Consider the following 25537-nt stretch of genomic DNA (forward strand, 5'->3'; position numbering starts at 1 on the left):
GCAAATCCGATGCTACAGCAAAGAGATAGATCGCCACTTTGCGTCCGAAAGGACGCATGGCGATCTAGACGCAAGCGGTGGGGCTCCGCAACAGCCGGGGTTCCGGGATGCCGCGGTTTCCGCTTAAGTCACGAGCGCGTCCGCGACTCAGGGGCGCTCGGGACGGGGGATACCGATGCTGCTGCTGCCGCGATTGCTCAAGGGATTCGTCCGGCAGGGACGCCTCACCGTCATAACGCCGGACGGCAAGCGCCATGTCTTCGGTCCGGGACCGGCAGAGATGCTGTTCGCCGGCGTCACCAAGACTGCGCCTTCGGTCACCGTTCGCTTCCATGACGACCGCATCGAGCGCGAACTCTTCCTCAATCCCGAGCTCGCTTTGGCCGAGGGCTACATGGATGGCCGGATCGACTTCGAGGAAGGCACGATCCACGACCTGCTGACGCTGTTCTGGCTGCAGCGCAAGGAACTGCGCAAGCATCCGCTGCAGAAGGCGATCCGGCAGGTGCGCTTCCGTATCCGGCGCTGGCGCATGCACAACCCGCTCGGCCTCGCCGGCAAGAAGGTCAAACATCACTACGACATCCCGACCGATTTCTACCGGCTCTGGCTCGACGAGACGATGACCTACTCCTGCGGGTATTGGAGCTCTCCGGACATAGGACTGGAAGCCTCGCAGAAGGCCAAGCTCCGGCACATCGCTGCCAAGCTCAAGATCGAGCCGGGCATGCGGGTGCTCGACATCGGTTCGGGCTGGGGGGAGCTTGCGATCTATCTGGCCAAGGCCTGCGGGGCGAAGGTGACCGGCCTCAACGTCTCGCCCGACCAGATGGCGGCGGCCTCGAGGCGCGCCGAGGCGGCGGGTGTCGGCGATGCCGTGACCTTCATCAACAAGGATTATCGCGAGCTCACCGGCACCTTCGACCGCATCGTCTCGGTCGGCATGATGGAACATGTCGGCGTCGCGCATTACGGCGAGTATTTCGAGCGGATCCGCGACCTGCTGACGCCGGACGGGATCGCGCTCGTCCACTGCATCGGCCGCGCCGGCCCGCCCGGTTTCACCGGGCCGTTCTTCGAGAAGTACATCTTCCCAGGCGGCTATGCGCCGGCGCTGTCGGAGGTGTTCGCGGCGGTGGAGCAGACCGGGCTCTGGTCCTCGGACTGCGAGTTCTGGCGGCGGCACTACCACTGGACGCTGGAAGCCTGGCGCGAGCGCTTCATGGCCAGTCGCGAGGAGGTGGTTGCGATGATGGGCGAGCGCTTCGCGCGGATGTGGGAGTTCTATCTCTGCGCCTGCTCGATCTCCTTCGATATCGGCGGCGACATGGTGTTCCAGCTCTTGCTGGGGCCGCACAAGAGCGCCGTCCCGATCATCCGCGACTACATCGCCGATGACGAGAAGGCGCTGGCGGCGCGGGGATTTTAGGCTGCTCTGCCGCAGCCGCGTTTGCTCGGCGTTTCCACACGCGAAACGTCATCCCGGACAAGCCGCGAAGCGGCGCCGATCCGGGATCCATCGTAGAGCGCAGAGCCCTGCGATGGATCCCGGGTCTGCGCTGCGCTTGCCCGGGATGACGGAGGCGTTTCGAGCGCCGATCGGGTTCAGCGCTTCAGGTTGACGATCACCACACCGGCGAGCGCCATGGCGCCGCCGATCAGGCCGAAGACCGTCGGGACTTCGCCGAGCCAGAGGAAGCCGATCAGCATCGCCATCGGCGGCACGGCGTACTGGAAGTTCGCGGCACGCGCGGCCGGGAGACGCGAGAGGGTGATGGCCCAGGTGCCGTAGGCGATCAGGCTCGGCACGACGGCGAGATAGACCACCGACCAGAAGGAGACGGCCGGAGCAGCTTGAGCCTGCGCGATCGCTCCCGGCAGGAAGGGCAGCAGCACGAAGCCGCCGATCGCCTGGTTCCAGGCCGCGACATGCAGCGGCTTGTAGCGGGCGAAGAGCGGCTTCTGCACCACCGTGGTGATGGCGTTGCAGAAGGCGGCGCCGAGGATCAGCAGCACGCTCATGCCGATCTCGACATCGAGCCCCTTGCCGAGCGCGATCACGCCGATGCCGGCGAAGGACAGCGCGGTGCCGAGCCACGCGGTCAGGCTGAAGCGCTCGCCCAGGGTCATCATGGCGAGAACGGCGGTCATGATCGGGTTGGTGTTGATGATGAAGGCTGCGGGCCCGGCCGGCACGACGCGCTGGCCGAAATTCAGCAGCAGCGCATAGCCCGCGATGAAGATCACGCCGCCGACGAGGAAGCGCCAGATATCGCCGAACTCGGGCAGCTTTGCCCTTGTCAGGATGAGGAAGAGCGCGGCCGGGCCGCCGGCTAATGCGAAACGCAGCGCCGCCATCTCGGCCGGGCCGAAGCCGGCGAGACCGGCGCGGATCGCCGGGAAGGACGAAGCCCAGGCCATGACCGTGAAGGTCACGGTGAAGACCAGCGTCGGGTCGAGGCGCTGGCTGCCGGAGGCGAGGGCGGGAGAGGCGCAGCTTGAGGAGGACATGATGTCGATCCATCGGTGATGAGAAGTTGCTCCCGATAGACGCCTCGGCGAGCTGATTGACAAACGAACAATTCGCGCATGAGCTGTGACGATGGATCACAGCTCGAACCTGCCGCCGCTTGATACCTTGCGCGCCTTCGAGGCCGCTGCCCGCACCGGCAGCTTCTCCTCGGCGGCGGAAGCGTTGAACCTGACCCATGGCGCCGTCAGCCGGCAGATCGCCAAGCTGGAGCATTGGCTGGGCCTGCGCGTTTTCCTGCGTCAGGCGCGCGGCGTCTCGTTGACGCCGGAGGGCCAGCGCTTGCTCCAGCGCACGCAGGAGGCTTTTGCGCTGATCGCCGACACCTCGGAACGCTGGCGCGAGGCACGGGGCGCCGCGGTCGTGCGGGTCAGCGCGCCGCCTTCGGTCTGCTCGCTCTGGCTGATGCCGCGGCTTGCGGTGCTGGAGTCCGGCACGCCTTCGCTGCGGATCGTGCTGCAGGTCGAGCATCGCAAGGTCGACTTCGAGGAGGAAGGCGTCGATCTAGGTATCCGCTGCGGGCGCGGCGGCGCGCCGGATCGGCTCTCGCTCAAGCTGTTCGAGGAATGGTGCTTTCCGATTGCTTCGCCTGAGATCGCGGTCGCGATCGGGGAGGGAGCGCCGGAGCGTCTGCTCGCCCACCCGCTGATCCATGATTCCGATGCCGCCGGCTGGAAGGCCTGGTTCGCTGCGCAGGGGCTGGACTATCGTCCGCGGCCGCAGGATCGCCGTTTCGAGGATTACAACCTCGTGCTCGACGCCGCCGCCCACGGCCTCGGCATCGCGCTCGCCCGTCCACCGCTCGCACGCGAGCAACTGGCGGCAGGGCGGATCGTGCGCGTGGATGCGCGCGAGGCGCTGAACCCGGTGTCCTACTGGCTCGACCGGCCCCATGGCGCTCTCAGACCTTCGACGGCGGCACTCGCTGAGCGCATTGCGCGGGAAGCCGGAGCCGGGCCGGTTGAGGTTGAGGCGTTCCTCAGCCGAGAGGCGCGGGCTGCGTGATCCACGTCATGCTCGCCCTTGTGGCGAGCATCCACGTTTTGAACACCACCCTTGATGAAGGAAGACGTGGATGGTCGGGACAAGCCCGACCATGACGGCGAGGGCTCTTCTCACCGCAAGCTGTGCCGCGGCGCCGCGAACTCCCCGCGCTGGCTGGCGCGTGCCATCTCGAAGCTGTCGGCGATGCGCCGTGCCCGGACGATGAAGGCATCCGCAATGCCAGGCGCGCAGATCTCGCGCGCGGTCGCCTCGAACAGGTCGAGCCAGCGGTCGAAATGCTCGGCCGTCAGCGGCAGGATCAAATGCGGGCGCATCGGCCGGCCGTTGTAGCGGCCGGTGCGCAGCATCACGCCGCTCCAGAAATCGGTGATCTTGCCGATATGCTCGTCCCAATCCTCGACCGCCGCCGCGAAAACCGGGCCGATCACGTCGTCCCGCCGCGCCCGCTCGTAGAAGGTGCGGACCAGCTCGGCGATCATCGGCTCGCGCAGGTCAGGGTGGGCGGCGCCCGGATAGATGAGGGGATTGTCGGTCATCGTCGCAGGATCGGGAAGTGACGGCATCCGATATGGCGGATGTGAGCCTGGCTGTGTAGGCCCGCTGTTGTCGCAGCGTTCCGTTGGTTCGATCGCCATCCGTTTTCGGTCATCCCGGACGAGCCGCGTTAGCGGCGCCGATCCGGGATCCATGCCGGAACCTTCATCGGAGAGGCTCAGGCATGGATCCCGGGTCTTCGCTTCGCTACGCCCGGGATGACTCGCGCTTTGATCAGATGACCAGGCGCTGATCATCGGCTGCCGCCATAACGCTACCGGCTGGTTCGATCTGGGCTTGTGGGACATGCCCCTGCTCCAGAAAGAGCCGCATCTCCTCGGCCAGCGCGAAGAAACGATCCCGCACCGCCTTGGCATGCGGATTGGCGCGCTCGATCGCCATGAAGACGTTTGGTGCGTCGTAGCGGACCATCTCGGTCGCCTGCATCAGGAGGTCGAAGCTCGCGGTGGTCATCGTCCGGGGCAGCGGCTCCATGCGGATCAGGATCTTGGCGATCAGATGGGTCAGTCCCTGCACCATCGCAACCTCGCGGTCATGGGCGTCTGCCGTCGTCACGATGACCTTCAGCTTCAGCACATGGCGCAGGAAGGCGGCGATCCGTGGCGTGCTGCTGCCGCGGATCGGGCACAGCGCGATCTTGAGGCCGGCGAGGCCGTTGCGGGCGCTTTGCGGGCCGAAAAGCGGGTGCGTGCCGATGATCTCGACATCGCTCGGCAAGGCGGCCTCCATCGCCCGGGCCGGACCGATCTTGACCGAGCCGACATCGAGCACGATGGCGCCGGTCTTGAGATGCGGGCGCAGCGCCGCGACCGCCTCCGGGATCGCCGGAACGGGCACGGCGAGGATCACGAGGTCGCAGGCGGCGACTTCGGCAGTGCTCGCTGGAGCCACTCCCTTGCCCGATGAATCCAGCTCGGCTGGATGCGTGGGGTCGCAGATGCGCAATGTAAAATGCGGCTGGAGATGGCGGGCCATCAGCCGCCCAAAGGCGCCGAAGCCCATGATGCCGATGGAGGTAACGGTTCTGATCCTGGAAGACATCGCTCTGGTCCGGTGGAAGCCGCGATGTCGGATGAGAGCCTGATTTCAACCGCCAGCGCGGCGGTTGAACATGGGAATGCCACCGCCTCTATGAGGACGGGGCGTAATAGCTGCGGAAGCTGGCCATCAGGCTGGTCATGACCCGCTTAAAGCGCGCGGGCGCAACGCTGTCAATCGAGCGGGGGCGAATAGGCGGTCAGCGTCAGCGTGCGGTCCTCGATCGCGCCGACCATGTCGCCATGCTCGTTCTTGGTGAGGCGCTTGATCTCGCTCCATTCCGGATCGGCCATGAAGCTCGCCCAGGCCTTCGCCTTCGTCTCGGCATCGGGCCAAGCGAGGATATAGGCGAACTCGGTGCGTCCGGCGCTCGCCGTCTCCCACATCGCCACGATCTTGAAGCCGTGGCGGGCCATGATGCGGGCGGCGTGATCGCGGAAGCGGGCATGGAAGGCCGCCTTATTGCGCTCGAAGATCTCGTAGATGCGCAACTGGTGGATCATCGCGGCCTCCATCCTCATCCTGCCGAGCCCTCATCCTGAGGAGGCCGCATCGCGGCCGTCTCGAAGGATGATCCGGCGCTCGTCGGAGCCTCCTGAAGCATCCTTCGAGACGCTAGCTTTCGCTTGCTCCTCAGGATGAGGGCTGGCGCACGCCGTTAGCGGCTGTCAGGCCGCCTTCCTGCTCTTTTCCGCCACCATCAGCTCGACGAAGCGGTTGAAGAGATAGTGGCTGTCCTGCGGGCCGGGCGAGGCCTCCGGGTGGTGCTGGACGCTGAAGGCCGGACGGTCGGTGAGCGCGATGCCGCTGTTCGAGCCGTCAAAGAGCGAGACATGGGTCTCGACCGCATTCGTCGGCAGGCTGGCGGGATCAACAGCGAAGCCGTGGTTCATCGAGACGATCTCGACCTTGCCGGTGGTCTTGTCCTGCACCGGGTGGTTGGCGCCGTGATGGCCCTGCTTCATCTTCATCGTCTGGCCGCCGATGGCGAGCGCCATCATCTGGTGGCCGAGGCAGATGCCGAAAGTGGGGATCTTTTTGTCGAGCAGTTGCTTGATTACCGGCACGGCGTACTCGCCGGTCGCGGCCGGGTCGCCCGGGCCGTTGGAGAGGAAGATGCCATCGGGATTGAGGGTCAGGATGTCCTCGGCGGTCGCGGTCGAGGGCACGACCGTGACGTCGCAGCCGGCCTTGGCGAGCAGGCGCAGGATGTTGCGCTTCACGCCGTAGTCGATGGCGACGACCTTGAAGTTGCTGGTTTCGCGCTTGCCATAGCCGGCCGGCCAGACCCAGGGGGTCTCGTCCCAGTCGTAGCGCTGCGCGGCGGTGACGAGAGGGACGAGGTCGAGCCCGGCCATGGAGGGCAGCTCCGCCGCCTGCTTCTTCAGCCGGTCGATATCGAAGATGCCGTCCGGGCTGTGGGCGAGGATGGCATTGGGCATGCCGTTGTCGCGGATCAGCGCGGTCAGCGCGCGGGTGTCGACGCCGCAGATGCCGACGATGTTGCGCGCCTTGAGCCAGGCGTCGAAATGCCGATGGCTGCGCCAGTTCGAGGGCTCGGTGATGGCGGCATGGAGCACGCAGCCGCGCACGCCCGAGGAGGCGGCGGCGTTCACCGTCTCGGTGTCCTCCTCGTTCACGCCGACATTGCCGACATGCGGGAAGGTGAAGGTGATGATCTGTCCCGCGTAGGAAGGATCGGTCAGAATTTCTTGATAGCCGGTCATCGCGGTGTTGAAGCAGACCTCGCCCGGCGCCTCGCCCACGGCGCCGAGGCCGAAGCCTTCCAGCACCGTGCCGTCAGCGAGCACAAGGAGCGCGGTCGCGCGCGGTTCGGTCCAGCCGCCAGCGGCGGGGTTTCCTTCGGAAGCGGTCATGTCTATGTCTCGGTCCAGGCCGCGACAGCGGCAAAATGCGGGGGCGGGGCTGTAGCAATCCACTCCGCCGGTCTGGAACGCGAGCCATAAAGAGCCGGGCGCTGCCCGTCAATCGAAGCTGGCGCAGGCCGCACAGAACAAAAGAGCAAGAGAAAAAGGACAATCACCATGACGAGCCTGCGCGAGCGCTTCACCGGCGATCTCAAGGAAGCGATGAAGGCCGGCGAGAAGGGCAGGGTCGCGGCGATCCGTCTGATCCAGGCGGCGCTGAAGGACAAGGACATCGAGGCGCGCGGCGCCGGCAAGGGCGAAGCCTCGGCCGAGGAGATTCTCGCGTTGCTCCAGAAGATGATCAAGCAGCGCCAGGAATCGATCGCGATCTACGACGCCAACAACCGCCCCGAGCTTGCCGATGGCGAGCGCGCCGAGGTGGCCGTGATCTCCTCCTACCTGCCGAAGCAGATGTCGGACGACGAGGTGAAGGCCGCGATCGACAAGGCCGTGGCCGAGACCGGCGCGACAGCCGTCAAGGACATGGGCAAGGTCATCGCCGCCCTGCGCGCGGCCTATGCCGGCCAGATGGATTTCGGCAAGGTCAGCCCGATGGTGAAGGCTGCGCTCGGCGGGTGAGCGGTCCGCGGCGGGCGGGCCTCAGGCCCGCTCGATATCCGTTTCCGAGAAATCGTCGCCCTTGTAGAGCAGGGGCCAGCCACGCGCCTTAGCGAGCACGTAAGCCGCGCAGTCGCCCATGTTGAGCCGGGCGGGGTGGTGGCCCTTGCCGTAGCAGCCATAGGCCTCGAAGGCGAGGTCGGAGAGGGGTTCGTCGAAGGGCACGATGTCGATGCGTTCCCGGATCAGGAAATCGGGGGCTGTTTCCGGCACCAAGCCTTTGCCAAAGCTCAGGACCAGCCGGGCCTCCAGCAGGTTGACGCTGGTCATGATACGCCGCGTAGCCGACGCCATGATCGCGGTGAAGGCGTCGGCCTCGACTTCCTGCGCGACGATGGCGACGACGGCCGAGGTATCGATGACGAGGTTCACCACATCCCGTTCTCGTCATAGCCGATGATGTCGTCCATCTCCTGCTTGGTCATGGAGCGCTCGGCCGGCCTGATGTCGTACTTCTTGTAAAATTCCTGCATCCGCGCCCGGGCTTCCGCCACCCGCCGAGCCTTCTCCTCTTCGGACAATTCGTCCTTGCCGAGCTCGCTCCTGACGGCCTGGCGCACGGCTTCGGTCAGACTGAGGCCACGGCGGCGCGCGAGCAGGCGCACGGCCTCCTCGGTTTCGCGATCCTTGATGTTGAGGGCCATGGCTTTCTTCCTTTTTCGCGATTTTCTTTACCACGCGGGCTCTGCTGTGGATATGGTCCATAAGCCGCCGGAAGGAAGCCTCGGCTGTTGGCAAGAGGCTTCGCAAAGGCCAGATAGAGCAATATGAAATTCCCGCCCTCCGTCCTTGAGGAGATCAAGGCGCGGCTGCCAGTCTCGGCGGTCGTGGGCAAGCGCGTGCGCCTGCAGAAGGCGGGGCGCGAATGGAAAGGGCTTTCCCCCTTCAATGCCGAGAAGACGCCCTCCTTCTTCGTCAACGACCAGAAGGCGTCCTTCTTCGATTTCTCCTCGGGCAAGAACGGCGACATCTTCAAGTTCGTGATGGAGACGGAGGGCCTCTCCTTTCCCGAGGCGGTCGAGAAACTCGCTGCCGAAGCCGGCGTGATGCTGCCGAGGATCACAGCAGAAGCGCAGGTCCAGGAGGAGAGGCGCAAGGGACTGCACGAGGTCGTGGAGATCGCGGCGAAGTTCTTCGAGGCCGAACTGATGGGCGATCGCGGCGGCGCGGCCCGGCGCTATCTCGCGACGCGCGGGCTGGATGGCGAGGCGCGCACGCGCTTTCGCCTCGGCTACGGTCCGGCCGATCGCTTTGCGCTGCGCGACCATCTCGCCAGCAAGGGCGTGCCGGCGGAACTCATGATGGAGGCGGGGCTGCTCGTGCATGGCGAGGAGATCGCCGTGCCCTATGACCGCTTCCGTGACCGCGTGATGTTCCCGATCCACGATTCCCGCGGGCGCGTCATCGCCTTCGGCGGGCGGGCGATGAGCGCGGAGGTCGCGGCGAAATATCTGAACTCGCCGGAGACGCCGCTCTTCCACAAGGGCCATCTGCTGTTCAACCACCACAACGCCCGCAAGGCCGCGCATGACACCGGGCAGGTGATCGTGGTCGAGGGCTATGTCGACGTCATCGCCATGTCGCTGTCGGGCTATCCGCAGACAGTGGCACCGCTCGGCACGGCGCTGACCGAGGACCAGCTCGGCCTGCTCTGGCGGATGGCCGATGAGCCGGTGATCTGCCTCGATGGCGACAAGGCCGGGCGCAAGGCGGCGAGCCGGGCCATCGATCTGGCGCTGCCGCTGCTGGAACCGGGCAAGTCGCTCTCCTTCGCGCTGCTGCCGGACGGGCAGGACCCCGATGATCTCGCCCGCTCGGGCGGGCGGCAGGCGATCGCGGAAGTGGTTGCGGCGGCGCGTCCGCTGGTCGACATGCTCTGGCAGCGCGAGGTCGAGGCCGGCCCGCTCGATACGCCCGAGCGCCGCGCCGCGTTCGAGCGCCGGCTGAAGGAGCCGCTGACGCAGATCCGCGACGAGACGACCCGCAAGCATTATCGCCGCGAGATGGACGAGCGGCTGGCGCAGCTCTTCACCAGCGCCGCCCCGGCGCGGCAGGAGCGTGGCGGCGGGGGCGGCAACTTCCAGCGCGGCCGGGGCGGACCGGCTCCGCGCGGCGGCCGGCAGGTGCCGTCCTGGCTCGCCGGCCCCTTGCGCGCTTCGAGCGCGCTGACCCAGTCACGACTCGTGGCGAAGGTGCGTGGCGAGGATCAGCGTGAGGCATTCATCCTGCTGGCGCTGGCGAGCCATCCTGACCTCATCCTGCGTTGCGCCGACGACATTGCCGAGCTGTCGCTCGACGGACCGGCGGCCGAACGCTTCCGTCAGGCACTGCTCGATGCGGTGGAGGACAAGCTCGACCTTGAAACGCTGGCGAATCGGCTGGCGCAGCAGCGCGTGCGGGAGGCCCGGAGCCAGCTCATGGCCGTCACCGGCCCCGCCGAGAGGCGCAAGCTGGCACAAGATGCTGATCCTGAATCGGTTTTTGACTCGATTCATCAGGCCATCGTCTTGCATCATCGCGCGCGAACGCTAAATAGCGAGTTGAGAGCAGCCGAGCGTGCATTGGCTGACGACGCGACCGAAGCCAATTTCGCCTGGATCAAGGACGTGAAGGCCCGCCTCGAGACAATCGAAGGCACTGAGGCCATGTCCGAGGATTGATTGCCCAGCGAGTGGTGGACGCAGGTTCGATGCGCGCGGAGCTGCGGGGTGGTTCACGATTCGTCAATGACGTCTGGTGCCATCTGCGAATGGATTTGGGTGGGTGAGCGCGCCGGGCCTGCGGTCGCGCCGCCCTTTTATGCGTCGGTATATGACATCTGCTGTCATGGCCGGCGCGCGAGTGCGGAGCGCTGATTGATGGCGACGAAAGCGAGCGAACGGGAAAAGACCGATCAGGTCGCGCCGGATGCCCCCCCGACTACCGACGGCCCGTTGCTCGACCTGACCGATCAGGCCGTAAGGCGGATGATCAAGCTCGCGAAGAAGCGCGGCTATGTCACCTATGACGAACTGAACGAGGTGCTGCCCTCGGAGGAGTTCTCCTCCGAGCAGATCGAGGACGTGCTCGGCCAGCTCAGCGAGCAGGGCATCAACGTCGTCGACAATGAGGATCCGGAAGCGGCGGGCGAAGAACGCGCCAATCGCAAGGATGCCGCCGGCAACGACGATGACGAGGCCGAAGGCGGCGATCTGGTCGATGCTTCGCGCCAGACGCTTCCGGTCGAGACCAAGCGCAATCTCGAGCCAACCGAGCGCACCGACGATCCGGTGCGCATGTATCTGCGCGAGATGGGCTCGGTCGAGCTGCTCTCCCGCGAGGGCGAGATCGCCATTGCCAAGCGCATCGAGGCTGGCCGCGAGGCGATGATCGCCGGTCTCTGCGAGAGCCCGCTGACCTTCCAGGCCATCATCATCTGGCGCGACGAGCTCGTCGACGGCAAGGTGCTGCTGCGCGACATCATCGACCTCGAAGCGACCTATGCCGGTCCGGACGGCAAGAACCCCGACGCGATGGCGGGCGAGGAAGGCGCGGAGGAGGCCGAGGCCGCCGAGACTCCGGAGGGCGGTGCCCCGCCGGAGATGGACGAAGACGACATGGAGAACAACGTGTCGCTTTCGGCCATGGAGGCCGAGCTCAAGCCGCGCGTGCTCGAGACCTTCAACGCCATCGCCGACGACTACAAGAAGCTGCGCCGCCTGCAGGACCAGGACATCGCCGGCCGGCTGGAGAACAACAAGCTCTCGCCGTCGCAGGACCGCAAGTACAAGAAGCTCAAGGACGACATCATCACCGCGGTGAAGTCGCTCTCGCTCAACAACAACCGCATCGAGGCGCTGGTCGAGCAGCTCTACGACATCAACAAGCGCCTGATCGGCCATGAGACGCGCCTCCTGCGTCTCGCCGAGAGCTATGGCGTGGCGCGCGACGACTTCCTCAAGCAGCATGTCGGCGGCGAGCTCGATCCGAAATGGGTGCTGCGCGTCTCCAAACTCGGCTCGCGCGGCTGGAAGGAATTCGTCGCCTCGGAGAAGGACCGGATCAAGGACCTGCGCGAGGAGGTGCACACGCTCGCCTCCGAGACCGGCCTGGAGATCCAGGAATTCCGCAAGATCGTGCTGATGGTCCAGAAGGGCGAGCGCGAGGCCCGGCAGGCGAAGAAGGAGATGATCGAGGCCAATCTGCGTCTCGTGATCTCGATCGCCAAGAAGTACACCAACCGCGGCCTGCAGTTCCTCGACCTGATCCAGGAAGGCAATATCGGCCTGATGAAGGCGGTCGACAAGTTCGAGTACCGCCGGGGTTATAAGTTCTCCACTTACGCTACATGGTGGATCCGGCAGGCGATCACCCGCTCGATCGCCGACCAAGCCCGCACGATCCGCATCCCCGTCCACATGATCGAGACGATCAACAAGATCGTGCGGACCTCGCGCCAGATGCTGCACGAGATCGGCCGCGAGCCGACCCCGGAGGAGCTGGCCGAGAAGCTGGCCATGCCGCTGGAGAAGGTGCGCAAGGTCCTGAAGATCGCCAAGGAGCCGATCTCGCTCGAAACCCCGATCGGCGACGAGGAGGACAGCCATCTCGGCGACTTCATCGAGGACAAGAACGCGATCCTGCCGATCGACGCCGCTATCCAGAGCAATCTGCGTGAGACCACGACGCGGGTGCTGGCCTCACTCACCCCGCGTGAAGAGCGTGTGCTGCGCATGCGTTTCGGCATCGGCATGAACACCGACCACACCCTTGAAGAGGTCGGTCAGCAGTTCAGCGTGACCCGCGAGCGCATCCGCCAGATCGAGGCGAAGGCGCTGCGCAAGCTGAAGCATCCGAGCCGCTCGCGGAAGCTCCGGAGCTTCCTGGATAACTGATGGCTTAGGGAGATCACCCTCCCGGCCGATCGCGTATGGCGCCCGCCCCGCACCCGGAGGCGGGCGTTTCTTTTGAGCATGCAGAATGGCCTGCGGCGAAGGCGAGCCACCGGTGCCCGGTCGCTGATCGCCCTCCTATGAACGAAGGACGCTGCCGGGCCGGCCGCTGGTCAGTCTGCCGCCGCTCGATGATCGGGCAGGCGCTCGATCATCGTCGCCGCCTTGCGGTCCAGGAGGTTGCCTATGCTCCCGTTCACCTATGACGCGCTGCAGGAACGCTTCGCCACGATCCGCCCTTGGGCGAAGAACGCGATCGGCGATGCCACCAATCGCTGCGCCATCTGCATGGGCTATACGCTGCGGCTGACGCCGTCCCAGGACGACGCGACGATCCAGGCCATCATGAATGCGGAGCTCGGGACGTCTTTCCAAGGGGCGCCGCCGCTGGCAGGCGGGCCGCGCCCCGGCGTGCTGCCCGGCTCGGGGCAGCCACTGCGCGGGCTGAGCCAGCTCCTCTTCATCCGCGCATCAGAATTGCTGCCGCGTGTCCAGCGGGCCTATGGCCCGGCCGATATCGAGGGCGTCTGCAAGGACGTCACCCCCGAAGTGCTCGGCCGCAAGGGCGTGCTCTATCTGGAGAACTGCTACCAGACGAACGGCGACAAGAAGCGCTCCTTCCTGTTCTTTCAATGGACGAGTGGCGACCATTGGGACCTGTTCGACGGCACCAACATCGTCGCGCAGGAGCAGAAGCTGGTCGGCAACCGCCATTCCGGCCAGCTCTACTTCTGGCAGGCGCGATAGCCACCGCTACCAGCTGCCCGGTTCCGCCACAGTTCTGCTATGGTCACCTCGAAGATCGGAGCTTCCCTCGGAGGAGAGCAGATGACCGGTATCCCAACCGCCGAAGAGATCGAAGCCGCCAAGGCGGCGCTGCAGGCGAATGTCGAGGATGAGGCAAAGAAGCAGGCGGGCTCGTCGACCGGCGACATCGTCGGCGGCGCCCTTGATGTTGCAGGCGACGTTGCGGTCGAGGGCGTGGGCGCGGTGGTTGGCGCCGCCGTCGAGACCGTGGTCGAGGGCATCGGCACCGTCGCCGTTGCGACTGGCGAGGCGGTTGTCACGGTAATCGGCGGAATCTTCGAGGGGCTGAGCTCCTGATGTCCCCCGAATTCCTGCTGACCTCGCTGATCATCGTCGCTTCGCCCGGAACAGGGGCGATCTACACCATCGCTGCCGGCCTGACGCGCGGCAGCCAAGCGAGCGTGCTCGCCGCTTTCGCCTGCACGATCGGGATCGTGCCGCATCTGATCGCGGCGATGATGGGCATCGCGGCGCTGCTGCATGCCAGCGCGCTTGCCTTCGCGATCGTGAAATATGCGGGCGTCGCCTATCTGCTCTACATGGCCTGGCAGACGCTGAAGGAGCATGGCGCGCTCAGGGTCGAGACCAAGGCGGATGCGCGCTCGGCCTGGCGCGTGCTGCGCGACGGGCTCGCGATCAACCTGCTCAACCCCAAGCTCTCGATCTTCTTCGTCGCCTTCCTGCCGCAGTTCATCGCGGCCGACGAAGCCAGCCCCATGGCGCGGATGCTGGAACTCTCGGGCGTGTTCATGGCGATGACCTTTGTCGTCTTCGCGCTCTACGGGCTCTTCGCCGCGGCGATGCGCGACAAGGTCATCGGGCGCCCGGCGGTGATGGCGTGGCTGCGCCGCAGCTTCGCCGCCGCCTTCGTCGCGCTCGGCGCCAAGCTCGCTCTGACCGAGCGCTGAAACGGCCATGTCGCGCCAGACGATCCTGACGATCGATACGCGCGGGGCGGGGCTCTACGAGTTCACCGACCGCGCCGTGGCCTTCGTGCGGGCCGGCGGGGAGACGAGCGGGTTGCTGACGCTGTTCGTGCGGCACACCTCCTGCTCCTTGCTGATTCAGGAAAACGCCGACCCAGACGTGCAGCGCGATCTCGACGCGTTTTTCCGCCGGCTGGTGCCATCCGCCGACGATCCGGCGATGGATTATCTCGTCCATCGCGCCGAGGGGCCCGACGACATGCCCGCCCATATCAAGGCGGCGCTGACGTCGGTTTCCCTCTCGGTTCCGGTGATGGGTGGGCGCCTCGCGCTCGGCACCTGGCAGGGCATCTATCTCTTCGAGCACCGGGCCAGGCCGCATCGGCGCGAGGTCGCGCTGCACCTGAGCGCGTAGCGGCGCTCAAGCCGGCGGAGCGACGACCAGCGCGACGAGGCGCCGGACCACGGGCAGGACGAGCAGCAGGGTCGGGAAGGCGACGATCCAGGACAGGGCCCAGGAGCTGGGCCAGGTCTGCAGGAACGCGATCGTCGGTCCCAGCGCCTTCAGCGTCGAGATGCCCGAGACGACGAAGGTCATCAGCACGGACAGGAAGAACGGCATGGCCACCCCGGCGTAGCGGGCAGGAAGGCGGCGGAAGACAAGGCGAGGCATAGTCAGGCTTTCGCAAGTGGCAGGCCGTTCGGACGCATCCCGATACGGCCATGAGCCGGTTGGATGCGTTGCCTGACGTGAGACGCTTACGAACGGGAACGAAGCCCGATGGCGGCTCCATAGTCGATTGGCATGGCGCTGCCAAGCCGTCTACCGTGCTACGTACATGTCGGGAGTGGGCCGGGGCTCCCAAGCTTCGCCTGCGCCGACGAGGCAGCTGACGCCGCCCGGCGTTGTGGCGAGCAATGTCCAGGTGCCGGCCGGCCCGACATAGAGCTCGAACAGGACGCCGCTCTCCGCCAGACCGCTGCCGACCATGCGCTCGCCGAAAGTCTCTTGGAGCTTTCCGATGACATGGGTGCGTTCGGCACAGGGTGGCTCGCGCGGCACGGGCTGCTGGGCAAGGGCGGGAGGCGCAAGTGCCACACTCGCCAATCCTGCGATCATCAGGAACTTGATGAGTGTCATGGCCACCCCCCTGTCCGGAAGCGGCCGCCTGGGCGGCATCACGACGGGAAGTCTTGCGACCGCCCCTGAACACCTTTGATGTGGGAAGCTCAGCAGGGGTGTTCAAGCGGTTGAACCAGCGAGACGCGCCAGTTTTCGGCCTGCCGAAACAGTGCTCCACTTGGCGCAGCTCCTGTCCTAGATCGCGTCGCATTTTGACGGAACCGTCAAAATGCGACGAACGTGATCGGTTCTAACAGTTTAGAGCATTGCTTCGGCAAAAACCGGTGCCCACTTTTTCGCGCAATGCTCTATATCAGCCGCAAGCAATCCGGAGGTGCCATGTCTTTCTTCAAATCGCTGTTTGGCGGCCGCAAGGCTGCGGAGGAGAAGCCGGCCGGCCCGGTCAAGAGCATCGAGCACAACGGCTTCACCATTCATGCGACGCCTTATCAGGAGGGCGGCCAGTACCAGCTCTGCGGTGTTATCGAGAAAGTGATCGACGGCGAGACGAAGAGCCATCGCTTCATCCGCGCCGACCGTTTCCCGGGACAGGCTGAAGCCGCCGATTTCACGTTGGTGAAGGGCCAGCAGATCGTCGACATGGAAGGTGAGCGAATCTTCCGTTGAGCCTTGGCGCAGTCGACGCGGCCCAGGCGCGCTATTTGTGGGCGGCCCGCCGCAGCTCTTCCAGAAGCGCCTCTCCGGTCCATGAGGATCGCGGGCTTTGCGCTTCGGCGTCATGGACGAGTTCGCAGAGCCGGGCATTGACGGGGGCGGCTCGTCCGAGCCCTGCCGCCAGCCGGACCACCTCGCCATTGATCCAATCGATTTCGGTGGGGCGGCCGGCCGCGAGGTCTTCGGCCATCGAGGAGCGTGCGCTCGGGTCGATGGCGAGCATGCGCCGCGCCAGCATTCCGAACACGAAATCCGGCAATTCGAGCAGGGCGGGGAGCCACCGCGCAGGCAATGGTGTGAGCCGTGCGGGCTCGATGCCCGCCTTGTCCAGAAGCGAAAGCGCCTCGCGCTGCGCAGTGGCGAGGCAACGCCGATAGCCGCGCTGCGACAGTTCCTGCTTCAAGGGCAGGCCTGCCAGCGCATTGATGGCGTTGTTGAGGTTGAGCAGCAGCTTGGCCCACTGAACGGAGCGCATGTTGGCCGGTCGCGTGAGCGGCAGGCCGGCGCGGTCGAAGATCGCGAGGCGTTGATCGGCATCGCCGCCTGCCTGGACATAGAGATGCCCTTCCGAGGCCTGGTGGAACGTTCCCGGCCCCTTCGAGACGACATTGAACGGCACCATCCCGTCGAGAACAGTTCGGTTACCCAGTGCCTCCCGCAGCAGGGCGCCGTTGCCGAGGCCGTTCTGGAAGCTGATGACGGCGGCCGTAGGCGGCAGCACCTCTGCCAGATCGCGAGCGGCCGCGGCCGTGCTGCCCGATTTCACGGTGACGAGCACGAGATCGGCATCAGACGCCATCGTGGCATCCGGGCCGAAGACGATCGTCTCTGGCGGCGCATGCCAGCTGCGGCCGTCGTAACGGGATGAGGTCAGGCCCTTCTGCCGCAGGGCCTCGCCCATGGTGGGGCGGCCGACGAAGCGGACATTGCCGCCGGCGGCAAGAACGCGTCCGCCGAGGTAGCAGCCGATCAGGCCGGCGCCGTAGATGCAGATCCTCGTCATGTCCCGCGCTCCAGCCGTCCCGGTGTTCCGTCAAAGTGGAGGGTCGTCAAGCGCCCTCGGCAGACCGATCCTGCCGCGGCCGCGCGGCCGCCCTGCCTCCGATGCGCTTGTCCGGGGCATTCCAGTCGCTAAAGCTGCCGGGAGAAGAGCCATCTCCGTACAGGTGGCCGCCGAGGAAACATGTCCCACGCTGCCGACCGCTACCAACCCGATTCTCCCTATGCCTGGCTGCGCCTTGCCGTTGCGCTGGTGATCGGCACCGTCGCCTGCGTCGGCTCCTGGTCGATCGTGGTGGTGCTGCCGGCGATGCAGGGCGAGTTCGAGACGCTGCGTGCCGGCGCCTCGCTGCCCTACACCTTCGCCATGCTCGGCTTCGGCGCCGGCAACATCATCATGGGCCGGGTCGCCGACCGCTACGGCATCATGGTGCCGATCATCGTCGGCGCCCTGCTGCTCGCGGCCGGCTACACCGCTGCGGGGCTGTCGCATTCGCTCTGGCAGTTCACGCTGGCGCATGGGTTGCTGATCGGCTTGGGCACAGGCGCTGGCTTCTCGCCGCTGATCTCCGATTTGTCGCACTGGTTCCGCCGCCATCGCGGGCTCGCCGTGGTCTGCGGCGCCTCAGGCAGCTATCTTGCCGGCGTGGTCTGGCCGCAAGTCATCCACTGGGGACTGGCCAATCATGGCTGGCGCGCCACGCATTTCGGCATCGCCGTCGTGGCGCTGGTGGTGATGCTGCCGCTGGCCCCGTTCTTCCGGCGCCAGCCGGCGGCCGCGACGCTTGCCGCCGCGGAGGCGCATAGTGCCGGCGCGCGCGGCGATCTCGGCCTCAGCGCCAACCAGCTCCAGCTTCTGCTCTGCGTCGCCGGCTTCGCCTGCTGCGTCGCGATGGCGATGCCGCAGGTGCATATCGTCGCCTATTGCGGCGACCTCGGCTACGGCGTCGCGCGCGGCGCCGAGATGCTGTCGCTGATGATGCTGCTCGGCATCGTCAGCCGCATCGGCTCGGGCTTCGTTGCCGACAGGATCGGCGGGGCGGCGACGCTGGCGCTGGGCTCCTTGATGCAGGGCGTCGCGCTCTTCCTCTATCTCTGGTTCGACGGGCTGACTTCGCTCTATGTCGTCAGCGGCATCTTCGGCCTGTTCCAGGGCGGCATCGTGCCGATGTACGCCGTCGTCATTCGCGAGTACCTGCCGGCCAAGCAGGCGGGCGTGCGCATCGGCCTCGTGATGTCGGCGACGGTGCTCGGCATGGCGGTCGGCGGCTATCTGTCGGGCGTGATCTTCGACTATTTCAGCTCCTACCGGATGGCCTTCCTGAATGGTCTTGCCTGGAACCTCGTCAATCTGAGCGTGGTCTGCTGGCTGATGCTGCGGTCGCGGCGGCCTGCGTCGCCGGCTCAGCTGGTCGGCGAGGCGGGGCGGTAGGTGCCGAAGCACCAGATATGGCCTTCCGGGTCCTTGCAGATGAAATCCCGGCTGCCATAGGGCTGGTCCCGCGGTTCCATGCAGATCTCGGCGCCGGCCTCGCGGGCGCGCTCGCAGCGCGCATCGATGTCGTCGGTCGCGATATAGGGCGAGGCGGTGGTGCCACCGAGCTCGGCCGGGCGCGAGACCAGCTTGCCGAACTCGTTGTTCTCCGCCGAGCCGAGCATCACGAAGCTCGTGCCCATCCGCAATTCGCCGTGGAGCAGCGTCTTGCCGTCCTCGGAATAGGAGGCAGCGTGCTTCTCGAAGCCGAAGGCTTCGATCAGCCAGTCATACATGCGTGGGGCGTCGGCATAGCGCAGCGAGATGCAGATCATCGGTTCCGGGCTGGACATCGGCGGTGATCCCCTTTGGTTAAACCTCGGCGACTGTCGCCGGTAACGCTGTGCGGGGCAAAGGGTTCGGGGGCGCTTGCCTGCAATTCGCCGTCCCGCCATCATCGCTGGGCGGATCTTCCCGTACGCCTTGCAGGATGCCCATGACCAAAGCCCATCGCCATGAAGACGAGCCGCGCGGCACGCTGACGGTACGGACCATCGCCATGCCGGGCGATACCAATGCCAATGGCGATATCTTCGGCGGCTGGGTGATGTCGCGGATGGACCAGGCCGGCGGCATCGCCGGCGTCGACCGGGCGCAGGGGCGCGTGGTCACGGTGGCGGTCGATGCGATGACCTTCATCCATCCGGTGAAGGTCGGCGATGTGCTGAGCGTCTATACCGAGATCGAGTCGATCGGGCGGACCTCGATGAAGATCCACGTCGAGGCCTGGGCCAAGCGCTTCCGCACGATCCTGCACGAGAAGGTCACCGACGCGACCTTCACCTTCGTCGCGATCGACGAGGAAGGCCGGCCGCGCCCGGTGCCGAAACCGACCGAGGATTGAGGGCGCCGCAAATCCTAACGGGGCGTGAAGCCGGCCTCGAACAATGTGATTCAAAAGAATCCACTTTTAAACGTTCTTTAAGCGCGTCCGGACGATGCTGCGGCCCGACAGACCGGGGAAGACCCGGCCGGGGGAATTCATGTCCGTTCGATGCCGCATGCGGGTCCAGCCGCCTGGCCGTCGCCAGGGGAGGGAGGGGATTCCCATGGCCGCGGCGCTACCGGCTCGGCACCTCCCGGCTGTGGCCGGGGCGCCACCCATTTTCCCTTGAGTTCGTAGTCAGCGTTGCGTGATATCCGGAGTACGACTTCATGACGAAAGCCAAGCCCGCGCGTGAGGGCAAGCCGTTGCGGATCGGCATCGCGGCACGGATCTATGCCGCACTCGGCATGATGACGGCGCTGACCCTCGTTTCGTCCTCGGTCGCATGGTTTTCCTACGGCCGAATCGACCAGACGGTCGACGATCTCGTCGGCAAGAAGATGCCGGTCGTGGAGCTCGCGCTGGAGCTGTCGCAGGCGGCGACCCAGTCGACCGCGCTCGCGGCGCGCTTCAGCGAAATCGAGACGGTCCAGCAGCGCTCCGCTCTGACCGGAGATCTCGACAAGGTCGAAGCCCGGCAGATGGACCTGCTGCGTCGCATCGCCGAGCAGGGCCAGGTCGACAAGGCGAAGACGCAGGCCGCGATCGATGCGCTGGCGCGCCAGATCAACGACATCAACGACCTCACCGGCGATCGGCTGCGCAACGCCTCCGAGCAGGGCGAGGCGCTCACCAAGCTTTCGAAGGCCCGCGAAGGCTTCACCGCGCTCGCCGATTTCGAGACGGGCGATGCGCAGTTCAACGTCAAGATGAACATCGCCAGCGCGACCCAGCTCACCGGCAAGGAAATCGAGGAAGCGCTGTCCAACATCATCGACAAGGACCTGGCGGCGCTGCAGACGGCGCAGGCGCTGCAGCTCCAGCTCAGCGAGATGGTTGGGCTGCTGCGCGAGATTTCCCAGATCGAAAGCCCCGAGAAGCTCGAGAACGCGAAGGCGCGTTTCAAGGCGATCCTGGGCCAGGTCCGCGGCTTCCTCGCCGCGGCGGACAAGATCCAGCCCAATCCGGCGCGCGGCCAGGCGGTGAACGCCGTGATCGATCTCGGCGAAGGCCAGAGCGGTCTGATCGCGATCCGCGAGCGCGATCTCGCCACCCGCACCGCGATCGAGGCCGGTCTCAAGCAGACGCATGTCGCGGCCGAGGCCGTCCGCGGCCAAGTGGGCGAGCTTGTCAGCACCGCGCGTGGCGAAGCGGTCGCTTCGGGCGAAGCGACCTCGGCGCTGATCGATCAGAGCAAGCTCTGGCTCGGCGGCATCGGGCTTGGCTCGCTGCTGATCGCGCTGGCGCTGTCGCTGTTCTATGTCCGGCCGATGATCGTCGGGCGCCTCAACCGGCTCTGGGCGGCCACGAAGGCGATCGCCGACGGCGCGTTGGAGACCGCGGTCGACACCAAGGGCAATGACGAGATCTCGGACATCTCGAAGAGCGTGCTGCTCTTCCGCGACAACGCCGTGGCGCTGCGCGCCGCCGAAGCCGCCAAGATCGAGGATCAGGCCCGCGCTCAGGAGCAGCGCCGGCAGATGATGCGGGAGCTGGGCGAAGCCTTCGGCGTCGTCGTGGCGGCAGCCGCAGCCGGCGACTTCAGCCAGCGCGTCGCGGCCCAGTTCGCCGATCCCGAGCTCAACGCGCTCGCCGGCTCGGTCAACACGTTGCTGGAGACGGTGCAGACCGGCCTGTCCGAGACCTGCGAGGTTCTGGCGGAGCTCTCGGCCGGGCATCTCTCGGCTCGTATCGAGGGGCTCTATCAGGGCGCTTTTGCCGAGCTCAAGGACGGCACCAACGCGCTGGCCGACGAGTTCGAGAGCACGCTGGCGCGGCTGGCCGAGACGGTCTCGGCCGTGCGCAGCGCCACCAGCGAGATCCTCGACGGCGTCACCGATCTGGCCGAGCGCACCAGCGAGGAGAGCAACGCCGTCTCGATGGCGACCAACCAGCTCGGCGCCTTCGCCGGCACCGTCAAGAAGACGGCGAGCGAGGCGGCCCAGGCCACCGGCATGGCGCAGGGCGCCGAGGAGCGCGCGCAGCAGGGCGAGAAGGTCGTCGCCTCCGCGCTCGAAGCGATGCAGCGCATCCGCCAGTCCTCGAGCAAGATCTCCGAGGTCATCGCGATGATCGACGAGATCGCCTTCCAGACCAACCTGCTCGCGCTCAATGCGGCGGTGGAGGCGGCGCGCGCCGGCGATGCCGGCAAGGGTTTCGCGGTGGTCGCCACCGAGGTGCGCAGCCTCGCCAAGCGCTCGGCCGACGCCTCCAACGACGTCAAGAAGCTGGTCGAGGCGGCGCATGGCGACGTCAAGGTCGGCGTCGGCCTGGTCGAGGAGACCTCGGCGATGTTCGGCGCGATCGTCTCTTCGGTGAACGAACTGACCGGGCTGATGAACGGTATCTCGCAGACCGCGCGCAACCAGGCCAACGACGTCTCGGCCATCAACACCGAGATCGACGGCATCGGCACGATGGCGCACCAGAATGCGGCTCTGGTCGAGGAGACCAACGCTGCGCTGGCGCTGACCGACGAGCAGACCCGCGCGCTGACCGAGCACATCGCCCGCTTCACCTTCCGTGAAGGTCATGCCGCCGGGCATCACGACAAGTCGGCGATGGCGAGCGCAGCCTGAACCGCAACGCGCTAGATCGCCGCGCGTCCTATCGGACGCGAAGTGGCGATCTAGCCCTTTGTTTGGGCATTGGATTTCTCCGAAAAGTGGATTCCACTTTTCGGTCCGATGCTCTAACAAGATGAAGGCCCTGCGCAGCTGCGCGGGGCCTTTTCCTTTTCGATGTGGCCGCTATCGCCTTGCTTGCCGGCCTCGGGCGGTGCTAGGCGAGTGCTGGGCCGGTAGCTCAATGGTTAGAGCTCGCTGCTCATAACAGCGCCGGTGCCGGTTCGAGTCCGGCCCGGCCCACCAATTCCTGCAGAGCGCCGTCGACTTCGGACGCTCTCAGCCGGAGACCGCCACAAGCTGATGCTCGGTCCAGCGCATAGGGCGCCGGCAATTCGACCTTAGTGGTCGGATTTTCTCGTGTATTCTTCTTCTGGAATTGTCCAGTCTCGCGACCGGCCGACATGTTCGAGATCGGCCGCGAGCTTCTTCATCTTGTCGCCCTCGTCATGACGGTCGGCGAGATAGTGAACCATCATGAGCCGGCGGGCCTCCTTCAGCTTCCTGAGCCACGCCTCCCGCTCGTCTTCAGCCATCCCAGAACCTCTCATCCTTGATCGCGAATGGGGTAGAAGTCTGTCCTCTTCAATCTAAAGCACGCATGTTTCGCTTAGGAATTGGCCGAGGGGCGAGCGCTTCGGCCGCGTAGCTTGCCACAGGATACGCCAAAAGCGACGACAACGCCTTACGCTTGGATGGGCAGCGCTTCGGCGTTGACAGGCCTGCCTGCTTCGCCAACCCTGCGTGGGCTGTGCGCCGGCTTGGCGATCGCCCCTCAAGGTCTTGGACAATCGGCTGATGAAGTGCCTCGCGGTGGGCGAATGAACCGTTATCCGATGTTCAACCCACAGCTGCTGCTCAGCTTCGTCGCAGTGTGCGAGACCCTGAGCTTCACCCGCGCGGCCGATCGCGTGTCCCTGTCGCAATCGACCGTCAGCCAGCAGGTTCGGCGGCTGGAGGATCTGCTCGGCAAGCCGCTGCTGGAGCGGTCCTCGCATCAGGTCGAATTGACCGAGGAAGGGGGCAGGCTGCTGCGCTATGCGCGGCGCATCATCGCGCTGAACGAGGAGGCGCATGATGCGCTGACCGGATTCTGGCGCGACGGCGTGCTCAGGCTCGGCATGCCGGAGGACTTCACGGTACCGACCGTCGATCTTCTGGCGGCGTTCAGCCGCGAGCAGCCGCATTTGCGGCTCGATGTCACCAGCGGCCTCAGCGCCGATCTGCGCAGCGCCTATGACCGCGAAGAGCTGGACCTGATCCTGGTCAAGCAGCGCCGCCGCCAGCCGCCCCGCGCCGCCCGGCGGGAGCCGTTGCTGTGGCTCGACAGCATGGCTCATCCGGCGATCGAGCGCTCGCCGGTGTCGCTGGCCGTCTTCCCGCTCAATGGCCTCTACCGCGAGGAGCTTTGCGAGGCGCTCGACGGCCTCGGCATTCGCTGGCGCGTGAGCTACAGCAGCGCGAGCCTGGCTGCGCTCGCCGCCGCATCGGCTGCCGGGCTGGGCGTGACCTTGCTGCCCGCGAGCTGCCGCCTGCCCGGCCACCGGACGCTGGGAATGGCCGAGGGATTGCCGGAGATCACGGATTTCGAGCTCGCGCTCTACTATCGCGACAATGCACCCGCCGCGGCCATCGTGCTGGCCGAGCGACTGGCCGAGTTCTGCAAGCTGGAATGGTGAGCAAGCGGCGGCTTGCCGGGCGGCATTGCCGTTTCGAATAGCCAGGATTGGCAAATATCGCTGCCAAGCGGGGCTGCCCGCGCGTAAATCCGAGGGCGGAAACGCAACCATCGAGGCAACGGAAAACCGCCATGGAAACCAGGCATCACCACAGCCGACGGGCCTTTCTCAGCCAGACCGGAAAGGTCACCGCCGCCTATGCCGTCGCCGGGCTGGCGAGCGGAGCCGCCCAGGCCGCACCGGCTGCGCCCCCTCAGACGCGTCCGATGTCCGAGGCAGGTGTCAGCAAGCTGACGGATCAGCATTACTGCCTGACCGAGGTGCGGCTTGAGGAAGGCTTCGAGCGTGACGGCGAGATCGTCATCGGCACCCGCACGGCGCTGTACACGCTCGAGATCAAGGCCGGGAAGATCGCTGCGCTGCATCCGGCCGGTGCGGCCTTGCCGGCCGGCGTGCCCTGCTATCGCGCCCATGGCCAGCTCGCCCTGCCGGCGATGCGCGACATGCACATCCATCTGGACAAGACCTTCTATAGTGGTCCGTGGCAGGCCCCGCTGCCGCGCCAGGGCAAGACGATCCTCGACATGATCGCCCGCGAGGAGAAGCTGATTCCGCAATTGCTGCCGACCTCGCAGCAGCGTGCCGAGGCGCTGATCGCCCTGCTGCAGTCGAAGGGCACGACGGTGGCGCGCAGCCATTGCAACATCGATCCGGTCAGTGGCCTCAAAAGCCTCGAACACCTCCAGCGCGCGCTGGAAAACCATCGCGACGACTTCGTCTGCGAGATCGTCGCCTTTCCGCAGCACGGCTTGCTGCACTCGAAGGTCGACGGGCTGATGCGGGAGGCGATGAAGATGGGCGTCGCCTATGTCGGCGGGCTCGATCCGACCAATGTCGACGGGGCAATGGAGAAGTCGCTCGACGGCATGTTCCAGATCGCCCTCGATACCGGCAAGGGCGTCGACATCCACCTGCACGAGACCAATCCGGCCGGCGTCGCTGCGGTCAACTACATGATCGAGACCGTGGAGAAGAACCCGGCCCTGCACGGCAAGGTGACGATCAGCCACGCTTTCGCGCTCACCACGCTGTCTCAAGGCGCGCTGGCGGAAACCATCGGGCGAATGGCGGCGCAGCAGATGACCATCGCCTCGACCGTGCCGCTCGGAAGCCTGACGATGCCGTTGCCGCAACTGAGCGAGAAGGGCGTCTTCGTGATGACCGGCACCGACAGCGTCATCGATCACTGGTCGCCCTTCGGCAAGGGCGACATGCTGGAGAAGGCGAACCTCTACGCGCAGATCTACAGGGGCAGCGACGAGTTTCGCTTGTCGCGCGCCATGGCGATCGCAACCGGCGGCGTGCTGCCCCTCGACGACAGCGGCAAGCGGGCATGGCCGAAGGCTGGTGACGACGCAGCTTTCACGCTGGTTCCGGCCAGCTGCTCGGCCGAGGCGGTCGCCCGCCTGCCGGAGCGCAGCGCCACCTTCCATCGCGGCCGCATGGTCTTCGGCAGCGTCGGGGTTGCCTGATCCCGCACGCTTCGTTCGTTGCGAATTTCGTATGGGCGCCGCCTGTCG

General features: G+C 66.1%; 27 protein-coding genes and 1 tRNA gene. 16 read left to right on the forward strand and 12 right to left on the reverse strand.

The features are described 5' to 3' along the window. Window positions 1-175: 175 nt before the first annotated feature. Window positions 176-1429, forward strand: coding sequence for an SAM-dependent methyltransferase (locus tag FQV39_RS27440; RefSeq protein WP_149133183.1), 1254 nt, complete (start codon window positions 176-178; stop codon window positions 1427-1429). A gap of 176 nt (window positions 1430-1605) precedes the next feature. Here FQV39_RS27440 and FQV39_RS27445 read toward each other — a convergent pair whose 3' ends face one another. Beyond that, window positions 1606-2511, reverse strand: a complete 906-nt coding sequence (locus tag FQV39_RS27445) for a DMT family transporter (RefSeq protein ID WP_149133184.1) — start codon at window positions 2509-2511, stop codon at window positions 1606-1608. Window positions 2512-2602: 91 nt separating this feature from the next. Here FQV39_RS27445 and FQV39_RS27450 point away from each other — a divergent pair, with 91 nt between their 5' ends. Beyond that, window positions 2603-3535 carry a LysR substrate-binding domain-containing protein gene (locus tag FQV39_RS27450; protein WP_149133185.1) on the forward strand — a complete coding sequence of 311 codons (933 nt, stop codon included), beginning with the start codon at window positions 2603-2605 and terminating at the stop codon, window positions 3533-3535. Window positions 3536-3645: 110 nt separating this feature from the next. On the opposite strand, the gene FQV39_RS27455 is transcribed toward FQV39_RS27450, so the two are convergent. From FQV39_RS27455 to carA, 4 genes are all read right to left on the reverse strand, one after another. Further along, window positions 3646-4071, reverse strand: coding sequence for a group III truncated hemoglobin (locus tag FQV39_RS27455; RefSeq protein WP_149133186.1), 426 nt, complete (start codon window positions 4069-4071; stop codon window positions 3646-3648). A gap of 232 nt (window positions 4072-4303) precedes the next feature. Beyond that, window positions 4304-5131: a prephenate dehydrogenase gene (locus FQV39_RS27460; protein WP_149133187.1), complete on the reverse strand. Its 828-nt coding sequence runs from the start codon at window positions 5129-5131 to the stop codon at window positions 4304-4306. A 170-nt stretch (window positions 5132-5301) separates the two neighbouring features. Further along, window positions 5302-5631 carry an NIPSNAP family protein gene (locus FQV39_RS27465; protein WP_149133188.1) on the reverse strand — a complete coding sequence of 110 codons (330 nt, stop codon included), beginning with the start codon at window positions 5629-5631 and terminating at the stop codon, window positions 5302-5304. Between the two features lie 165 nt (window positions 5632-5796). Further along, entirely contained in the window at window positions 5797-7005 is a 1209-nt protein-coding gene (gene carA, locus FQV39_RS27470) for a glutamine-hydrolyzing carbamoyl-phosphate synthase small subunit (RefSeq protein WP_149133189.1), read from the reverse strand. Between the two features lie 168 nt (window positions 7006-7173). Between carA and FQV39_RS27475 the strand changes: the two genes are divergently transcribed. Beyond that, entirely contained in the window at window positions 7174-7635 is a 462-nt protein-coding gene (locus tag FQV39_RS27475) for a GatB/YqeY domain-containing protein (protein ID WP_149133190.1), read from the forward strand. Window positions 7636-7656: 21 nt separating this feature from the next. Here the strand turns inward: FQV39_RS27475 and FQV39_RS27480 are convergent, their stop codons facing one another. After that, window positions 7657-8046 (reverse strand): type II toxin-antitoxin system VapC family toxin, encoded by a 390-nt coding sequence (locus FQV39_RS27480; protein ID WP_149133191.1) that lies wholly within the window; start codon window positions 8044-8046, stop codon window positions 7657-7659. Beyond that, window positions 8043-8318 (reverse strand): type II toxin-antitoxin system VapB family antitoxin, encoded by a 276-nt coding sequence (locus tag FQV39_RS27485; protein WP_149133192.1) that lies wholly within the window; start codon window positions 8316-8318, stop codon window positions 8043-8045. Before FQV39_RS27485 ends, FQV39_RS27480 begins: the two co-directional genes overlap by 4 nt. A gap of 123 nt (window positions 8319-8441) precedes the next feature. Between FQV39_RS27485 and dnaG the strand changes: the two genes are divergently transcribed. The 6 genes from dnaG (at window position 8442) to FQV39_RS27515 (ending at window position 14753) form a co-directional block, all read left to right on the forward strand. Next, window positions 8442-10334 (forward strand): DNA primase, encoded by a 1893-nt coding sequence (gene dnaG / locus FQV39_RS27490; RefSeq protein WP_149133193.1) that lies wholly within the window; start codon window positions 8442-8444, stop codon window positions 10332-10334. Window positions 10335-10532: 198 nt separating this feature from the next. Next, entirely contained in the window at window positions 10533-12548 is a 2016-nt protein-coding gene (gene rpoD, locus FQV39_RS27495; RefSeq protein ID WP_149133194.1) for an RNA polymerase sigma factor RpoD, read from the forward strand. A 243-nt stretch (window positions 12549-12791) separates the two neighbouring features. Continuing rightward, window positions 12792-13352 (forward strand): hypothetical protein, encoded by a 561-nt coding sequence (locus FQV39_RS27500; protein ID WP_149133195.1) that lies wholly within the window; start codon window positions 12792-12794, stop codon window positions 13350-13352. A gap of 81 nt (window positions 13353-13433) precedes the next feature. Then, a complete protein-coding gene (locus FQV39_RS27505; RefSeq protein ID WP_149133196.1) occupies window positions 13434-13709 on the forward strand; it encodes a hypothetical protein in 276 nt (91 codons plus the stop codon). Beyond that, a complete protein-coding gene (locus FQV39_RS27510; protein WP_149133197.1) occupies window positions 13709-14320 on the forward strand; it encodes a LysE family translocator in 612 nt (203 codons plus the stop codon). Before FQV39_RS27505 ends, FQV39_RS27510 begins: the two co-directional genes overlap by 1 nt. A 7-nt stretch (window positions 14321-14327) precedes the next feature. Further along, window positions 14328-14753 carry a secondary thiamine-phosphate synthase enzyme YjbQ gene (locus FQV39_RS27515; RefSeq protein ID WP_149133198.1) on the forward strand — a complete coding sequence of 142 codons (426 nt, stop codon included), beginning with the start codon at window positions 14328-14330 and terminating at the stop codon, window positions 14751-14753. A gap of 6 nt (window positions 14754-14759) precedes the next feature. Here FQV39_RS27515 and FQV39_RS27520 read toward each other — a convergent pair whose 3' ends face one another. Both FQV39_RS27520 and FQV39_RS27525 read right to left on the reverse strand, forming a co-directional pair. Then, window positions 14760-15011, reverse strand: a complete 252-nt coding sequence (locus FQV39_RS27520) for a DUF2798 domain-containing protein (protein ID WP_149133199.1) — start codon at window positions 15009-15011, stop codon at window positions 14760-14762. Window positions 15012-15161: 150 nt separating this feature from the next. Then, complete coding sequence (locus tag FQV39_RS27525; protein WP_149133200.1) at window positions 15162-15479, reverse strand: hypothetical protein; 318 nt, start codon at window positions 15477-15479, stop codon at window positions 15162-15164. 321 nt (window positions 15480-15800) lie between these two features. Here FQV39_RS27525 and FQV39_RS27530 point away from each other — a divergent pair, with 321 nt between their 5' ends. Beyond that, window positions 15801-16088, forward strand: coding sequence for an HlyU family transcriptional regulator (locus tag FQV39_RS27530; RefSeq protein WP_149134067.1), 288 nt, complete (start codon window positions 15801-15803; stop codon window positions 16086-16088). Between the two features lie 31 nt (window positions 16089-16119). Here FQV39_RS27530 and FQV39_RS27535 read toward each other — a convergent pair whose 3' ends face one another. Next, window positions 16120-17139, reverse strand: a complete 1020-nt coding sequence (locus FQV39_RS27535; RefSeq protein ID WP_149133201.1) for a 2-dehydropantoate 2-reductase — start codon at window positions 17137-17139, stop codon at window positions 16120-16122. Between the two features lie 180 nt (window positions 17140-17319). Here FQV39_RS27535 and FQV39_RS27540 point away from each other — a divergent pair, with 180 nt between their 5' ends. Next, complete coding sequence (locus FQV39_RS27540; RefSeq protein ID WP_149133202.1) at window positions 17320-18567, forward strand: MFS transporter; 1248 nt, start codon at window positions 17320-17322, stop codon at window positions 18565-18567. Here FQV39_RS27540 and FQV39_RS27545 read toward each other — a convergent pair. Beyond that, window positions 18540-18962: a VOC family protein gene (locus tag FQV39_RS27545; protein WP_149133203.1), complete on the reverse strand. Its 423-nt coding sequence runs from the start codon at window positions 18960-18962 to the stop codon at window positions 18540-18542. The two genes, FQV39_RS27540 and FQV39_RS27545, sit on opposite strands and share 28 nt — an antisense overlap. A 143-nt stretch (window positions 18963-19105) precedes the next feature. Here FQV39_RS27545 and FQV39_RS27550 point away from each other — a divergent pair, with 143 nt between their 5' ends. The 3 genes from FQV39_RS27550 (at window position 19106) to FQV39_RS27560 (ending at window position 22524) form a co-directional block, all read left to right on the forward strand. Next, a complete protein-coding gene (locus FQV39_RS27550; RefSeq protein ID WP_149133204.1) occupies window positions 19106-19513 on the forward strand; it encodes an acyl-CoA thioesterase in 408 nt (135 codons plus the stop codon). A gap of 311 nt (window positions 19514-19824) precedes the next feature. Then, on the forward strand, window positions 19825-22233 hold the full coding sequence (locus FQV39_RS27555) for a methyl-accepting chemotaxis protein (protein WP_149133205.1): 2409 nt from the start codon (window positions 19825-19827) through the stop codon (window positions 22231-22233). 215 nt (window positions 22234-22448) lie between these two features. Next, window positions 22449-22524 (forward strand) — tRNA-Ile (locus FQV39_RS27560). Window positions 22525-22619: 95 nt separating this feature from the next. On the opposite strand, the gene FQV39_RS27565 is transcribed toward FQV39_RS27560, so the two are convergent. Beyond that, on the reverse strand, window positions 22620-22814 hold the full coding sequence (locus tag FQV39_RS27565) for a hypothetical protein (protein WP_149133206.1): 195 nt from the start codon (window positions 22812-22814) through the stop codon (window positions 22620-22622). Window positions 22815-23099: 285 nt separating this feature from the next. On the opposite strand from FQV39_RS27565, the gene FQV39_RS27570 reads away from it, so the two are divergent. After that, on the forward strand, window positions 23100-23957 hold the full coding sequence (locus tag FQV39_RS27570; protein WP_149133207.1) for a LysR substrate-binding domain-containing protein: 858 nt from the start codon (window positions 23100-23102) through the stop codon (window positions 23955-23957). Between the two features lie 131 nt (window positions 23958-24088). Continuing rightward, window positions 24089-25489, forward strand: a complete 1401-nt coding sequence (locus FQV39_RS27575) for an amidohydrolase family protein (protein WP_149133208.1) — start codon at window positions 24089-24091, stop codon at window positions 25487-25489. The last annotated feature ends 48 nt before the right edge of the window (window positions 25490-25537 follow it).

It is taken from the genome of Bosea sp. F3-2 (assembly GCF_008253865.1).
Classification (GTDB): Bacteria; Pseudomonadota; Alphaproteobacteria; order Rhizobiales; family Beijerinckiaceae; genus Allobosea.

Coding starts and splice junctions, on each gene's coding strand:
- carA (WP_149133189.1), bottom strand. CDS start 7,005: ATGACCGCTTCCGAAGGAAACCCCGCCGCTGGCGGCTGGACCGAACCG.
- FQV39_RS27540 (WP_149133202.1), top strand. CDS start 17,320: ATGTCCCACGCTGCCGACCGCTACCAACCCGATTCTCCCTATGCCTGG.
- FQV39_RS27515 (WP_149133198.1), top strand. CDS start 14,328: ATGTCGCGCCAGACGATCCTGACGATCGATACGCGCGGGGCGGGGCTC.
- FQV39_RS27485 (WP_149133192.1), bottom strand. CDS start 8,318: ATGGCCCTCAACATCAAGGATCGCGAAACCGAGGAGGCCGTGCGCCTG.
- FQV39_RS27575 (WP_149133208.1), top strand. CDS start 24,089: ATGGAAACCAGGCATCACCACAGCCGACGGGCCTTTCTCAGCCAGACC.
- FQV39_RS27475 (WP_149133190.1), top strand. CDS start 7,174: ATGACGAGCCTGCGCGAGCGCTTCACCGGCGATCTCAAGGAAGCGATG.
- FQV39_RS27500 (WP_149133195.1), top strand. CDS start 12,792: ATGCTCCCGTTCACCTATGACGCGCTGCAGGAACGCTTCGCCACGATC.
- FQV39_RS27545 (WP_149133203.1), bottom strand. CDS start 18,962: ATGTCCAGCCCGGAACCGATGATCTGCATCTCGCTGCGCTATGCCGAC.
- FQV39_RS27565 (WP_149133206.1), bottom strand. CDS start 22,814: ATGGCTGAAGACGAGCGGGAGGCGTGGCTCAGGAAGCTGAAGGAGGCC.
- FQV39_RS27450 (WP_149133185.1), top strand. CDS start 2,603: ATGGATCACAGCTCGAACCTGCCGCCGCTTGATACCTTGCGCGCCTTC.
- FQV39_RS27440 (WP_149133183.1), top strand. CDS start 176: ATGCTGCTGCTGCCGCGATTGCTCAAGGGATTCGTCCGGCAGGGACGC.
- FQV39_RS27550 (WP_149133204.1), top strand. CDS start 19,106: ATGACCAAAGCCCATCGCCATGAAGACGAGCCGCGCGGCACGCTGACG.
- FQV39_RS27555 (WP_149133205.1), top strand. CDS start 19,825: ATGACGAAAGCCAAGCCCGCGCGTGAGGGCAAGCCGTTGCGGATCGGC.
- FQV39_RS27460 (WP_149133187.1), bottom strand. CDS start 5,131: ATGTCTTCCAGGATCAGAACCGTTACCTCCATCGGCATCATGGGCTTC.
- FQV39_RS27505 (WP_149133196.1), top strand. CDS start 13,434: ATGACCGGTATCCCAACCGCCGAAGAGATCGAAGCCGCCAAGGCGGCG.
- FQV39_RS27465 (WP_149133188.1), bottom strand. CDS start 5,631: ATGATCCACCAGTTGCGCATCTACGAGATCTTCGAGCGCAATAAGGCG.
- FQV39_RS27445 (WP_149133184.1), bottom strand. CDS start 2,511: ATGTCCTCCTCAAGCTGCGCCTCTCCCGCCCTCGCCTCCGGCAGCCAG.
- dnaG (WP_149133193.1), top strand. CDS start 8,442: ATGAAATTCCCGCCCTCCGTCCTTGAGGAGATCAAGGCGCGGCTGCCA.
- FQV39_RS27530 (WP_149134067.1), top strand. CDS start 15,801: ATGTCTTTCTTCAAATCGCTGTTTGGCGGCCGCAAGGCTGCGGAGGAG.
- FQV39_RS27510 (WP_149133197.1), top strand. CDS start 13,709: ATGTCCCCCGAATTCCTGCTGACCTCGCTGATCATCGTCGCTTCGCCC.
- rpoD (WP_149133194.1), top strand. CDS start 10,533: ATGGCGACGAAAGCGAGCGAACGGGAAAAGACCGATCAGGTCGCGCCG.
- FQV39_RS27535 (WP_149133201.1), bottom strand. CDS start 17,139: ATGACGAGGATCTGCATCTACGGCGCCGGCCTGATCGGCTGCTACCTC.
- FQV39_RS27520 (WP_149133199.1), bottom strand. CDS start 15,011: ATGCCTCGCCTTGTCTTCCGCCGCCTTCCTGCCCGCTACGCCGGGGTG.
- FQV39_RS27455 (WP_149133186.1), bottom strand. CDS start 4,071: ATGACCGACAATCCCCTCATCTATCCGGGCGCCGCCCACCCTGACCTG.
- FQV39_RS27525 (WP_149133200.1), bottom strand. CDS start 15,479: ATGACACTCATCAAGTTCCTGATGATCGCAGGATTGGCGAGTGTGGCA.
- FQV39_RS27570 (WP_149133207.1), top strand. CDS start 23,100: ATGAACCGTTATCCGATGTTCAACCCACAGCTGCTGCTCAGCTTCGTC.